This window comes from Massilia sp. Root133 (genome assembly GCF_001426525.1).
In the GTDB taxonomy this organism is placed as follows: domain Bacteria; phylum Pseudomonadota; class Gammaproteobacteria; order Burkholderiales; family Burkholderiaceae_D; genus Telluria; species Telluria orientalis.
Genome location: NZ_LMEW01000006.1, coordinates 22,160 through 36,070, shown reverse-complemented (window position 1 = coordinate 36,070; position 13,911 = coordinate 22,160). Strand labels below are relative to the sequence as shown.

Here is a 13,911-nt window from a genome sequence, read left to right as displayed (position 1 = left end):
CCACCGATGAGGACCTGACATGAACCTGCGTTACTTTGCCGTCGCCGTTGCCGCCTGCTGGGGGGCCTGCCTCCCGGCGTATGCCGAGAACCCGATTATCCAGACCAATTTCACGGCGGATCCTGCGCCATTGGTGCACGGCGACACGGTGTATCTCTACACCTCGCACGACGAAGACGATGCGCAAGGTTTCAAGATGCGCGACTGGAAGTTGTACACGTCGAAAGACATGGTCAACTGGACCGATCGCGGGACGTTCGCCGATCTCTCGATCTTTGCCTGGGCCAACCAGGACAACGACGCCTGGGCGCCGCAAGTCGTGGAACGCAACGGCAAGTTCTACCTGTACGCGCCGGTCACGGTCAGCGGCTCGCCCCGCAACGTGATCGGCGTGGCGGTCGCCGACAGCCCGCTGGGTCCGTTCAAGGATCCGCTGGGGCGTCCGCTGATCGATCGGGGTGAAGGCTATTTCGATCCGACCGTGCTGATCGACGACGACGGGCAAGCCTACCTGTACTGGGGAAATCCGAACCTCTGGTATGTCAGGCTCAACAAGGACATGACCTCCTACTCGGGCAAGATCGAACGGATCGATGCGAAACCCAAAAACTACCAGGAAGGCCCGTGGGTCTACAAACGGAGCGGCAAATACTACCTGGCCTATGCCTCCACGTGCTGTTCGGAAGGCATCGGCTACGCGATGAGCGACACGCCGACCGGTCCCTGGGAATACAAGGGCCAGATCATGGATCCGACCACCGAGTCGACGGGCAACCATCCCGGCATCGTCGATTTCAAGGGCAAGTCCTACGTGTTCGGCTTCAGTTACCGGCTGAACTTCGCGGAAACGCCATTGCACCGGGAGCGACGCTCCGTCTCGGTCACCGATTTCAGCTATCGGCCGGACGGCACGATCCCGACGCAGCCATTCTGGAACACGACGGGCGTCAAACAGATCCAGCCCCTGTCTCCCTATCAGCGGGTCGAAGCCGAAACCATCGCATGGGAATCCCGGGTGAAGCGGGATTGGGACCGTCCTTTCGACTGGGTGGCCGGGGTCAGGACGGCGAAGAATCCGCGTGGCGGGATGGTCGTGTACCCGGTCGGCCCGCGCGCTTACGTGAAAGTGGCCGGGGTCGATTTCGGCGCGCGCGGGCCGCGCACGTTCAAGGCGAGCGTGGCCAGCGCCAACCCGGGTGGCCACATCGACGTCCGGGCCGGATCGCCACAGGGCACGCTGGTCGCAAGCGTGGACGTTCCCGCCACCGGCGGCCCGGACACATGGAAGGAACTGGCCGTGCCGGCGTCCGGCGTCGCCGGTGTGCAGGATGTGTACCTCGTCTTCAATGCCAACGGACGCCATGTCAGTTTCAACGTCGATTACTGGCAATTCGAATAGGCCTCGATGCCCAGGCAAGATTGCATTGCCTGGGCACTGCGCGCTTGCTAGCCTGGACAAGAAAGCGACGATACGGCGTGCGTATTGCTAGACCAGCTTGTAATACTGCTCCCATTCCTTGCGCGGCGGCATGCCGGCCAGTAGAGCGTTTGCCAGCTTGTGGTTGGTGATCTGTTTCGTCGCAGGATCGAAGACGAGCCTGGCGTTGACCCGCTGGGCGATCACGCCGAGCCCCATCGTCTGGCACAGCGGCCCAGCGACGGCGAAGCGCGAGCGGCAGGTTTCCTCGCCCATGCAGGCCTTCAGGAAATTGGCGAAGTGGTTCGACGGGCTCCTCGGCACGGCGGGCAGCGCGATATCCCGCGCGGCGTCGCCGAGGATCTGGAGCTCCGAGCCATGCGAACCGCCCTTGAAGGTCAGGCCGTCGCCGTAGATAACCTTCCCGGGCGGAAGCACGGCGCCGGTGGCGCTGCCTTTCGATGGCGGCGGCACGCTCGGATCGACGACGCCGGCCCCGAAGTTCTTCGGCAGCGGCGGCAGATTGTTCACGCCGTCGTACCAGGTCAGTTCCAGCGGCGGCAGCGCGCCGCGTTGCGGGAACCGGAACGCCAGCGTCGACGCCTGCGGGAAGATGAAGGGGCTGTGCCCTTCCAGCCGCACGGCTTCGACTTCGGTCGGCAGGCCAAGCTGCAGGAACTCGTGCGCGGTATCGAAGATATGCGCGCCCCAGTCGCCCAGCGCGCCGTTGCCGTAGTCGAACCAGGAACGCCAGTCGCCGTTGACGTAGCCGCGATTGAAATTATGGTAAGGGCCGGTCGCGGTCCAGACGTCCCAGTCCAGCGTTTCCGGCACCGGTTGCCGCGGCAGATATCCGGACACCGCCATGCCGTGCCAGCGGCGCGGATTGTTCATGAACGCCGTGATGGCGCGCACGTTCTTGATGATGCCGGCGTCGACCCACGACTTGAACTGGAAATAATTGGCCTCCGAATGGCCCTGGTTGCCCATCTGGGCAGCCACCTTGTACTTGCGCTCGGCCGCCATCATCATGTCGATTTCGCGGAAGCTTTGCCCCATCGGTTTCTCGCAATAGACATGTTTTCCCTGCGACATGGCGAGCATCGCGATCGGGAAATGCGAGAAATCGGGCGTGCCGACGCTGACCGCCTCGAATTCCTTGCCCATCCTGTCGAACATGCGGCGAAAATCCTGGAAGCGCGGCACGTCGGGGAACATATTGAGGATCTCGACGGTATGCGGCGCGCCCATGTCGACGTCGCACAAGGCCACGACGTTCGCGAGCCCCGTTGCGTGCAGCGCCTTGATGACCTGGGCTGCGCGATTGCCGATGCCGACGCAGGCCAGGTTGACTTTGCCATTGGATGCCTTCGCCTGTGCCAGCATCGGCGTGGCCATCGCGGCCAGGGCGCCCTTGACGATCGTACGGCGACGGGTAGAGAAAAGCGGCTGCGACATGGTGTCTCCTTGTAGTAGTCGGTTGTCGTTATTGATAGCTGCCGGGCCAGGCGATCTCGCGGCCCTCGTCCATTGCCGCCTGTCCCATCAGCGCGGCGATCCCGGAACGGTAGGCGTGCTCGATCATGTGCGGCATCCGCTGGCCCAGGCGGATCGCGTTGGCGAAGGCGGCCATCGACAGCTCGGTGCCGTCGCCGCCGCCCAGTTCGTGCCGCAGTGATTGCCCGACCTCGCCGGACTTCGCTTCCGGCTTCCAGCTCGGCGCACCGATAGCGACCGTTGCGGCCCTGCCCTCCTCGATTTGCCTGACGAGTGCCGCGACGGCGGGCGCAGGAGGTGGCTCCTCCGTGTAAAACTTGCCGCTCTCGCCTTCGATCGTTCCCCTGGGTCCCATGATCTGGATTTCCAGCCCGTGGTGACGGTTGCTGGTGAGCGCGTCGTAGACCAGGGTGACGCCGTCGCGGTAGCGAAACAGCACGTTGACGTTGTCGTACACGTCGCGCCCGTCCTTCCAGTGATTGACGCTGCCGTAGCCGACACAGGACAGCGGTGCGGCGTCGAGATACCAGTTGGCGACCTGCAGGTGATGCGACGCCAGCTCCGTCAGCAGGCCGCCCGAGGTGGCGCGGTACAGCCGCCAGTTCAGCTTGCGCTCCAGGCGCGGGTCGGGCACCGGACGGCGCCAGTCGTTGTTGCGGTGCCAGCTGGCGCGGATCTGGGTGATCGGCCCGATGTGCCCGGCGCGCACCAGTTCGTGCGCGTGCAGGAAGGTGGCGCTGAACAGCCGCTGGTGACCGACCTGGAACACCCGCGGGCTGGCGTTCGCCGCCCGCGCGATCGCCTTGCATTCGTCGACCGTGAGCGCCAGGCTCTTTTCGCAAAACACGTGCTTGTCGGCCGCGAACGCGGCGAGGCAGATCGGCGCGTGCTGATGCAGCGGCGTGGCAATCACCACGCCGTCGATCCCCGGCATCGCCAGCAGCTTGCGGTAATCGCTGAACGCCTTCGGCTTGCCGCCTGCCGCCGCCATGGCCTCGGCCAGGTGCGGCGGATAGTCGTCGCACAATGCCGCGACTTCGACGCCCGGCGTGCGCAACAGGTATTGCAACAGCAGGCTGCCGCGCGACCCGGTGCCGATCACCCCGATGCGCACCCGGTCCGAGGCCGCATCGCCTGCCGGCTGGGCGCGCAGCGGCGCCATCCACGGCAGTCCGCTCAGCAACGAAGAGCTTGCCACCACGCCCGCCACGCGCGCCAGGAAACGCCGCCGCTCCTGCGCCTCGTGGCGAATGTCGTCAAGAGGATTACTGCTCATATCGCCATTCCTTTTCTACGCGCCAGGCCCCGCCCGCCAGGCCATAGTCGAACGCCACGGCCTGCGCGTCCCGGTAGCGGCGCAGCACCTCCGCACGGCGCGCTGCCGGGAGCACGAACAGGGCGGTCGACAACGCCTCGGCGTCCGCGGCGCCCGGGCAGGCGACGGACACGGTCCTGCAGCCGGTCACCGCCTGGCCGTTCGCCGGATCGATGATGTGGGTTTCGCCAGGACGATTGCCCGACGTGGACATCGCACCGTCGCGCAAGTCGAACCGGTGCAACGACGTCCCGGGTTCGAACATGTGCTCGACGCCGACCTGCCAGCAGACGCCCGCGGGATGGCTGCCGATCACGGCCACCGAACTTTCCCCGAAACTGAGAAAGGCCTGTTCGACGTGCCGATCCAGCAGGAACTGCCTGATCAGGTCGAGGGCGATCCCCTTGCCGATACCGCCCAGGTCGAGTTGCAACCCCGGCTCGGTGAAGCGTACGGTATGGGCATCAGGATCCACGTCCAGGTGGTGCATGCCATGGCCGGGACGGCCTGCGCCCTGGGCGATGTCGAATGCGCCCCCGGTCAGCCGGTGATGCCGCATGCAGGCGTCCAGGACCGTCCACAAGGCATCGTTCACCGGGACGGCCCCTCGGGCGGCGTGCCGGTTGAGCACTGCCAGGTCGCCATCGGGCGAGAAGCGGCTCATGATCGATTCCTGTTCGCGCAGCAGTCGCTGCACCTCGTCCGCAAGCCGCGCGCCGGCCTGGTCTGCCGTGGACGGCAAGACCATGCTCAGCCGAGTGTTCATCGACGCGAAGGTCCGGTGAAACATCGGGTCGCTTATTTGCCGTGGAGGTCGCGGATCAGGATATGGCGGAACGCAACCTCGTCGCCGTGATCCTGCAGGAGGATGTGCCCGTCGGCCCATTCGCCGAACCCGGGGATGTCGCGAAACTTGCTGGCCGCGACGGCTTCGCGAAAGGCGGCCGAGCCGCGCTCGAATTCCACGGTCTTCCTGCCGTTCAGCCAGAACGTGACGGTATTCCCTTGCGACAGTATCCGCACGTGATTCCATTGGCCGATCGGCGCAGGGACCTTGTCCTTTGCGGCCGGAATGAGGTCGTACAGCGAACCGATGGTCCGGTTGCCGTTGCGTCCCAATTTGGCGTCGGGATGACGCTCATCGTCCAGCAACTGGAACTCGAGGCCGATCGCCGAACCCACCGCGGCCGGCTTGCCCGTCACTTTGTCGATCGGTGCCAGATTCGGCTGGGTGAAGATCTTGACCCCGCTGTTCGCGCCGGGCGTGAGCCGCGCATCCAGCGTGAGCTCGAAATCGGCATAGCGCTTGCGGGTGATGATGTCGCCGCCGCCGCGCGATTCCTCGCCACCTTTCCCCGCCATCGTCAGCAGGCCGTCGCAGGTCCGCCATCCATGTTCCGGGAACCTGTCCGATTTCACGCTGCGCCAGGCGTCGGTGGAGGTGCCGTCCCATAAAACGGTCCAGCCTTCCGCTTTTTGCTGGGGCGTCAGCGCCATGGCCGCCCTGGTGGCAGCACATGGCCCGGGTTGCGCCTGAGCGAAAGGCGAGGCGGAAAACATCGTGGCGGCGAGAATGGCCGCGAACATTCGGTAGCGAGGCATTACAGTCTCCATGTGTACGAAACGCTGAACAGCAGGCCGCCAGCACAACATGTGGAAACCCGCAATCGATTCCCTACCCGGATAACGGAATAAATGACAAGACGCTATCCACGGGCGCATTTGTCAATACCAAGGATTCGATGTAATCCCGAGTTAATGCACCACGATGCTGACCGGCACTCATTCATTCACTCTATTTCAATAAAATAGTTAGAACCAATGTTTTGTGTATATCGATTGGTTCAAAAAAGGTATTGGTGATGACCTTTAAATGACAAATGAGTCGAATTCGGCTGCCGCGAATTACGGCGTCCGGAAACAGCGGCAGCGGCCCTGCTGATCAATCACGTGGCAGGCATGATCGGCCTGGTCGCCTTCCCGTCTGCTGGACCTCGAGCAGGCCGGGCTGACCGTGACAATTATCACGCTGACATGCACTTGCTCGACTTGATACAAGAAGAAGTGTGCGCAGGATCAGGCTGCGCGGCCGGAACGCTCCGGCCGAACTGCGTGCTCGGGAGGGAGCGGTTCAGACGGGTGTTTCTGCCCCGGCGTTGTCGGCAGGCTGTTCCTGCTCCGGCTGCTGGGCGGCGAGCATCCGGAATGACTTCGGCGTACAGCCGAATTCTTCCTTGAACAGCTTGTTGAAATATGGAACATTCGAGTAGCCAACCAAATACGCGATTTCCGACACGGCGGCGCTGCTTTTCTGAGTCAGCAGCCTGGATGCCTCAGTCAGCCGCAGTTTATTCACGTAAGCGGTGAAGGTCATGCCAAGTTCGGATTTCAGCACTTCATTGATTTTGTAGCGGTTCGCGCCGGTCCCTGCCGCCACGGCTTCGAGATCCAGTTTGGGGTCGGTATAAGTGCTGGCGATATACCGCAAGACCGATGCTTTTTCCTTGTCCTTGTACGGTTCCAGGGTTAGCTGGCGATAGGCGACCAGGGGCAAATTGGTCTTCATTTTTGTATCCACGCTGGCCAACAGCGCGCGCGAATGCGCCAGGAAAAACCACACACCAAATGCCACCCAGCCACCCAGGACAATGACCGCCAGCGCGGCCAGGTAGCGGTAATCCCGGCCATGCAATGTCAGTTCGCTGATCTCGATATACCCGTCGACATTGCGTGGCGTGGCCATACTGGTGCCAAACAGGATTTTCGCGACCTTGTCCAGTTCATAGCCCTGGCGCGCCAGGTCCAGCTTCATCGCAGGAAACCACCATTCGGGAACCAGCAGCCGGGCCAGGTCGAGCGTCACCGGCATGCCCTGTTCATTACACGAAAAATACGTTCTAGGTGGACGGTAAGTCTCGAACTGGCCTGGCTTGGAGATTTTTTCGTCGAAGGTGGACATCTCGAACGTCACCGACGTGGCCGGCGCACATTTGGCAACGAAGGTAATGGTGCGGAACCTCGACCAATCCTGGAGAATCGGCCGCCCTTTGTCGTCCCTGAAGGTCAGGTCGGCGGCGGCAAAAGGATACGCAGCCGCATCCTTGAGCTTGAAGTCGAACCGCAGCCGGTCGCGCGACATGTCGTGCAAGCGCACCGACGACGCTCCACCAGTCGCCACATCGGAATATGTTCCGTAATGCCAGCGGGAGCTGCCATTTTGCACCGGCAACAGCGTTTGTGTCGGATAGGTCCGATAAACAAAAACCACCGCCACCAGCGCGTCCACGAGAAGCAGGACAATCAGCGCCAGCAGGGCCTTCTTATAGAACTCTTGCATATAGGTAGGGGCCTGAACTGTCTCGGCGCCGCAGGTGTCGACGGCTACGATCCCGGCATCATAACAGGCGGTATATGGACAGTCCCAGCTATTTTTGCAGCGGGCCGTGTTCACGCCAACCGGCCGCAAGTCTTCCTGTCGCCCCAGTGGACGGCGTTGGCGATGCCTGCCTGGGCGCCTGCGCGGCGCCCGCGCCGTCGAGGTGCAGGCTGGCGGTCAGGGCGCGGACGGCACGAATGTGACGATAACGCGTCCGTAACGCGTCAGCGCCGGACTGCCCTTGTCGATCACCTTGACGATGAAGTGGGCGGTCTCCGTCTTGCTGACCACGGGCGCCTGCCCCCAAACGGTATGATGGTTTTCCGCATACCCCAGCTTGATCTCCTGCCTGTAGCTGCCCGCTTCGGGATACTGAAACCACAGGTAGCTCAAGCTGTCTCCATCGGGGTCGGAACTGCCGGCCGCGCTCAGCATGAAGCCCTCGCCGGATTTGACGGTCAGCCGATCGCCCGGCGTCAGCTTTACGACTGGCGGATGATTCGCCTCCTTGTACGGCTTGGTGGTCCACTCCATTCGAGCTGCGAAATCGTTCTGGAAGTCTTTGCGCCAGCGCCAGATGGTGGTCCGGTACCCGGTGGAGACCTTGTCGTGGGGGCGCACGGCGCGGCCAAATTCGCTGTGTACCATCGGCCTGTAACTATCCACTGCGTTGGTCCAGATGGCATGCGGCTCTTGTAATACAGGGACGTTGCCGGTAAAGCCTTCCGGATCGGTATCTTTCAACGCAGGCGTGTAGAACTCGTAGCGTCCACCCCAGCCGCCCCAGTCCGGATGCTCGGGTGCGTTCAGGCCGTTCGGTATCAAGGACAGGAAGGATGGCGTATCGCCCTCGACGCCAAAAGAAACATCCGGATACACCGCACCCAGCGGCCCATGACCCTGTTGAATATGCGCGGCGATCCAGTCGTTGCTCACTTCCGTGCTGTCGAAGCCAGGCTCGGTCGCGTGCATCCCGGTCCAGGTGCCATTGCCATACCCGCCGGGGCTGACGATATAAAACAGATCGGGAAACTGGCTGCGTATCCAGAAACCGGAGTCGTCCTGATCAGAGATCGTGTAGACGCGCAACTTCTTCACCAGGTGACCGACCTCCTCCGGTGGCTTGTCGTGTCTGATCCGATACAACGCTTGAGCGAGCGTATTGGCACCGCCCCAGACCGCAACCCAGAGGGGACGCGTATCATTTTTCTCCAAGGCCTTGATGATGGCGTCCGACCCCGGCGAGTCCTTGCCGTCGCCGACACCTTGCATGCCGTAGACTTGCGAGCCGGCGCGCACCACGGCGTTGAGTGCCTGCGCTTTCGGAAACCCTGGTTCGTGCTTCAACAAGTTGGGTTGTACCCGGCCATAGGCGTCGACGATCGCATGGATGGACTCCGGGGCAATGCGCGACTTCTGATGCGTGGACGTCGTGGCGACGATCCCTTCGATATCGATCTGGTTCGCGTATAGAAGCAAGCGTACGAGCGACTGGCTGTCATCGGGATCGGCCTCGATATCGGTGAGGACAATCAGGCGTTGTCCGGGTTCGGCAGCGCCAAGGGCAGGCACGCAAACCAGAAAGGCCGTCAGCATCGCTGTCATTGAAAGTAATCGCATCATCTCTGTTTTGCTTTGTATTGAATCGGGGCCTGTCTCGCTGGCCGGGCTGTGTGCAGGACCGGAACTGAACCCGCCCAAACGAAACGGCCCGGCGAAGAACGCGCCGAGCCGGACCGCATCCGCTACAAGCCACTCACGTCATGCGGATGTGCGTGTGGCAGCTTACCGCTTTGCGCCCTTCACCAGCGCATCGAGCAGGTCCGGGTCGAGGACTGCGTTATTGCGGCCCCGATCGATCAGGCCGCCCACATCCCAATAGAACGGTAACAAGCCATGGCCCGCTGCCGACCTGGTGACGTAGTTGATATAGTAGACGCGCGACTTCTTATGCAGGGCCAGTGCATCGCCCGTCAGATTGGTGCGCAGCATTGCGGCATACTCGCCGAGCACGACCGGAATGCCCTTGTCGACAAACTGCTGCCTGACCTTCGAGAACTGCTCATCGACATAAGCCTCTTCCATCTGGTCGGCATTGTGGGCGGTGTCCGTGGTCGAATGATTGTCCTTGCCCCAGTAATAGAATGCATGGCCCCACCATTCATCTTTTTCCATTAAAGTAAATTGCCACGGGTAGAAATGTACCTCATACATCAGCTTATTGCTGACAGTATCGGTCGGCATGGCGGTCCACATCGTCGCTGATTTATCGATGTCCACGGCCGGTCCCTGCACCACCAGGACACGGTAGGCATTCTTGCCGCCCGTGGCGCGCACCGCATCGATGAAGGTCTGGTGGTAGGACATGAGCACTGGCATCTGGTTGGGCGTATCGACAGCCGGCTCGTTGGCGCCGGCAAATATCAAATGCTCGTCGAAGTCGCGCATTTGCGTGGCAATCTGGGTCCAGAACGCCTTTTGTTTCTCGTTGACGGCCACTTGCTTGTCGGGCTGAACATTTCTTTCGAGCCAACCACCATCCCAGTGGATGTTCATGAGCACATACATCTGGTTGTCGACGCAATATTTGACGACTTGCTTGACGCGGTCCATCCACGCCTGGTCGATCTTGCCGGTCTGTTGGTTGGCGTACTGATCCCAGGCAACCGGGAGCCGGATGGCGTTGAATCCGTCCGCCTTGGCCGCCTTGATCAGCGCCTCGGTGACCGGGGGATTGCCCCAGGCGGTTTCTCCGCCGGTCGCCTCCATCGTGTTGCCAATATTTAACCCCAAACGAATCTTGCTGGCAAGCTGGACAGCGGTGCTGCCCATGCCGGTAGCATCGGGCGCGATCGGATTCTGGTTGTAATCGGGAAAGAGACCCGCGGCCGGCGTTGTTGGAGCCGGCGTTGTCGGAACCGGCGTCGGCTGGGCTGGCGTGGTTGGCGCTGGCGTCGTTGCGGTTGGCGTCGTTGGCGCCGACGCCGCAGGCTTCGTGCTGGCCGCGCCGCCGCCACAGCCAACGTTTAATGACAGGATTCCAACTAATATCAGTAGACGGCTGAGCTTCAAAATAACCTCGAAATATTCATGCTGACAAAATTACCCGTTGGCCTCGAATATTTTTCCGGCCAAGCGCCAACATACCGAGGTCCGCACCACGGCCGTTATCGCTTCCCCCGAAATTGCTAGCAAAAAGCGAAAAATTGCACAACTTGGGGATTTACAGCTACGGCTTGGGCGAGCGGATCGTCAGGCTGCGTAAGTCCGATAACAGGACGCTGTCGACGTCGCGTGCCCGCGCAAGCCGCCGCCGCCGCAGGGCGAATGCAAGGAAGTGCAGTATCAATGCGATTTTCTGCACCTTGTAAATGTCTTCACCGCTAGCGTAATTTCGGTCCTTACTCTTCCCGAACCCCTGGGATAGACTTCGCCGGTTTGCTGGACCGGCGCGCCAGCTGTGGCGCCGGTGGACGCATGCGTCATGGCGGCCTTCTTCAGCACTGATGCATCGACGCGCCAAAAAACATACGACTTTCATGGATACCACTGAGTGAACATCATCAAACATAGCCTCGCCGTTCTCGGCCTGATCGCGGCACCGGCTTTTGCCGCCAACCAAGTCAGCATCAGCATCGACGCCAGTCGACCCGGCCCTGTCATCAGCAAGAACGTCTACGGCCAGTTCGCCGAGCAGCTCGGCACTGGCATCTACGGAGGCATGTGGGTCGGCACGAAGTCGAACATCCCCAACACCCGTGGCTGGCGCAATGACGTCGTCGGCGCGCTCAAGGCGTTGCATGTGCCGCTGGTGCGCTGGCCGGGCGGCTGCTTCGCCGACACCTACCATTGGCGCGATGGCGTCGGTCCGCAGGACAAGCGCCCGAGCAACATCAGCGATGGGCGCGTAGAGGAGATCAACGCCGTCGGCACCCACGAATTCTTCGACCTGATCGACATGCTGGGCGCCGACGCCTACATCAACGGCAACGTCGGTACCGGCAGCGTGCAGGAGATGGCCGATTGGGTCGAGTACATGACGGCGGACGGCGGCTCGCCCCTGGCCAGGCTGCGCGCCCGGAACGGGCATGCAAAGCCGTTCAAAGTCGCCTACTTCGGTATCGGCAATGAGTTGTGGGGCTGCGGCGGCAACTTGAAGCCCGACTACTACGCGAACCTGTACAGTAATTACTTCAAAGTCGCCTACTTCGGTATCGGCAATGAGTTGTGGGGCTGCGGCGGCAACTTGAAGCCCGACTACTACGCGAACCTGTACAGTAATTACGAGAATTTCCTGAGGGCGCCCGGAAATTCGAGGCCGAAGATGATTGCCAGCGGCGGCAGTGGTTTCGACACCGCCTGGACCGACGTCCTGAGCAAGGAACTGAAAGGCCGAACGGTGGGGATCAGCGTCCACCAGTACACCATCGCGGGCACCACCTGGGAGGGCAAGGGCAAGGACCTCGGCTTCAAGGAAGACGAGTGGATCTCGACCCTCGCCAATACCTTGAAAATGGATCAGCTTATCAAGGATCACGTGGCCGTACTGGACAAGCACGATCCCGAGAAGAAGATCGGGCTGATGATCGACGAGTGGGGCACCTGGTATGACGAAGCGGGTGCCAGAAGCGCCTTGTTCCAGCAGAATTCCCTGCGCGACGCGCTCGTGGCGGCGCTCAACTTCCACATCTTCCATGCTCACGCGGAGCGGGTCCCCATGACCACGATCGCCCAAATGGTCAATGTCCTGCAGGCGATGATCCTGACTGACAAGGAGAAGATGGTCCTGACCCCGACCTACTACACGTTCCAGATGTATGTGCCGTTCCAGGATGCCAGGTCGCTGCCGCTGGCAATCAAGGACAACACGAGCTACACCATGGGCGCAACGACCATTCCGGGGGTGAGCGCATCGGCGTCGCTTGCCAAGGACGGCAAGGTGTATCTGGCACTGGTCAACACCGATCCGCACAAGGCGGTCGATGTCGCCGTCGACGTCGCCGGCGCGAAGGTAAATGCTGCGGCCGGCAAGGTACTGACCTCGGCCGCGATGGATGCGCACAACACGTTCCAGAATCCGCAGGTCATCAAGCCGGCAGCGTTCAGCGCGCGTGCCGCGGGCGGCAAACTATCGATCAAGGTGCCCGCAAAGGCCGTGATGGTGGTCGCGCTGGAGGAGTAGACGCCGCGCGCACAAGGGCATGGTCGCCCATCCCGAACAGGAGCGGCGGCAGCTCGCCGCTCCCGCAACGGACGCCGCAAGGGCGTCAAACGTCAATCAATCGACCTTGTATTCGGAAACGTATGCGTTCAACACCGGAATCCAGTTTGCCCCCGCCCGCAACCGAAGGGCAGCCGTCGTTGCGGCCCGAGAAACGGCGCTACGCGTTGGGTGTCGTGCTGCTCATCCATCTTGCCTTGCTGATCGCCATGCTGCTGTCGCCCGCGCGCCGTCCCGCGCCTCCACCGCCGCGCGCCCTGGAAACGGCCCTGATCGAAGAGAAAGTACCGGAAGAAAAGATTCCCGAACCTGCGCCCGCCAACATCGCCCCACCCACCCTCGCGCCGCCGCCCCTTCTCGTCCCGCCGCCGCTGCCAGTGCCCGACGTCGTGCCCGACGCAGTCCGGGCTCCGGCTCCGGTTCCCGCTCCGGCTCCCGCTCCGGCGCCTGCTCCGGCCCCGGCGCCGGCCGCGCCCCCCGTCCCGGCCCCACTCGCGAAGGAGGTCGTGGCCAGCGCGCCTCCCAAGCTGTTCGAGGAATGCGCCGAAGCGTCGGATCGGCATATGGTCGCCGACGTATATCGCCTCGCTGCCGGCAACCAATCGGTGTACGACATGCGCGGGCGTAAGCCGATCAAGCGCGTTTGCCTGGCCCAACTCGATATCGTGCCGCGCTCCTTCCGCGAAGGCTTTCCCGGTATGGGCTCGACGATCGAATGGTTCGGTCTGGATATTCGCTTTACCGTCAATATCGCCGAAACCGCCACCTGGGAGCTGATGCTGCTGGCCGACGATGGTGCCGTTCTCAGCATCGACGATGAAAACGTGATCGACAACGACGGCATCCACGCCCCGACACCCGTGGCGACCAGGATCAAGCTGGAGAAGGGCTTGCACAATTTCCGCCTGCGCTACTTCCAGGGTCCGGGCCCGGATCTTGCGCTGATGCTTGCGTGGAAAAAGCCCGGCGCGGCCGATTACAGCTATTTGCCGCGCAGCCTGATAGGGCGGCCGCCAGCCGGCACGCTGCCGCCGATCCGCCAGAAGGAATAATCAGGGCAGCGCCACGTTCCACACCTCACTTCC

At 62.2% G+C, this 13,911-nt stretch carries 10 protein-coding genes; 3 read left to right on the top strand and 7 right to left on the bottom strand.

The annotated features are described in order from the left end of the window. Positions 1 to 19: 19 nt before the first annotated feature. The gene (locus ASD28_RS06860) at positions 20 to 1,399 is read left to right on the top strand and encodes a glycoside hydrolase family 43 protein (RefSeq protein WP_056125693.1); all 1,380 of its coding nucleotides are present in this window, start codon (positions 20 to 22) and stop codon (positions 1,397 to 1,399) included. 87 nt (positions 1,400 to 1,486) lie between these two features. Here the strand turns inward: ASD28_RS06860 and ASD28_RS06855 are convergent, their stop codons facing one another. The 7 genes from ASD28_RS06855 to ASD28_RS06825 form a co-directional block, all read right to left on the bottom strand. Next, entirely contained in the window at positions 1,487 to 2,875 is a 1,389-nt protein-coding gene (locus tag ASD28_RS06855) for a Gfo/Idh/MocA family protein (protein WP_056125690.1), read from the bottom strand. A 28-nt stretch (positions 2,876 to 2,903) separates the two neighbouring features. Further along, positions 2,904 to 4,190, bottom strand: a complete 1,287-nt coding sequence (locus ASD28_RS06850) for a Gfo/Idh/MocA family protein (RefSeq protein WP_056125688.1) — start codon at positions 4,188 to 4,190, stop codon at positions 2,904 to 2,906. Further along, a complete protein-coding gene (locus ASD28_RS06845) occupies positions 4,180 to 5,019 on the bottom strand; it encodes an FAD:protein FMN transferase (protein ID WP_162252922.1) in 840 nt (279 codons plus the stop codon). The genes ASD28_RS06850 and ASD28_RS06845 overlap by 11 nt, the downstream gene beginning before the upstream one ends. 8 nt (positions 5,020 to 5,027) lie before the next feature. Beyond that, positions 5,028 to 5,816, bottom strand: coding sequence for a DUF1080 domain-containing protein (locus ASD28_RS06840; RefSeq protein WP_162252921.1), 789 nt, complete (start codon positions 5,814 to 5,816; stop codon positions 5,028 to 5,030). A 544-nt stretch (positions 5,817 to 6,360) separates the two neighbouring features. Next, entirely contained in the window at positions 6,361 to 7,680 is a 1,320-nt protein-coding gene (locus ASD28_RS06835) for a helix-turn-helix transcriptional regulator (RefSeq protein ID WP_156650890.1), read from the bottom strand. A gap of 102 nt (positions 7,681 to 7,782) precedes the next feature. Next, positions 7,783 to 9,228: a nucleoside hydrolase-like domain-containing protein gene (locus ASD28_RS06830; protein ID WP_056125683.1), complete on the bottom strand. Its 1,446-nt coding sequence runs from the start codon at positions 9,226 to 9,228 to the stop codon at positions 7,783 to 7,785. Between the two features lie 162 nt (positions 9,229 to 9,390). Beyond that, positions 9,391 to 10,677 carry a glycoside hydrolase family 5 protein gene (locus ASD28_RS06825; RefSeq protein ID WP_200948822.1) on the bottom strand — a complete coding sequence of 429 codons (1,287 nt, stop codon included), beginning with the start codon at positions 10,675 to 10,677 and terminating at the stop codon, positions 9,391 to 9,393. Positions 10,678 to 11,158: 481 nt separating this feature from the next. On the opposite strand from ASD28_RS06825, the gene ASD28_RS06820 reads away from it, so the two are divergent. Both ASD28_RS06820 and ASD28_RS30905 read left to right on the top strand, forming a co-directional pair. Continuing rightward, positions 11,159 to 12,787, top strand: a complete 1,629-nt coding sequence (locus tag ASD28_RS06820; protein WP_056125678.1) for an alpha-N-arabinofuranosidase — start codon at positions 11,159 to 11,161, stop codon at positions 12,785 to 12,787. 122 nt (positions 12,788 to 12,909) lie between these two features. Continuing rightward, positions 12,910 to 13,878 carry a PA14 domain-containing protein gene (locus ASD28_RS30905; protein WP_156403769.1) on the top strand — a complete coding sequence of 323 codons (969 nt, stop codon included), beginning with the start codon at positions 12,910 to 12,912 and terminating at the stop codon, positions 13,876 to 13,878. Positions 13,879 to 13,911 lie beyond the last annotated feature (33 nt).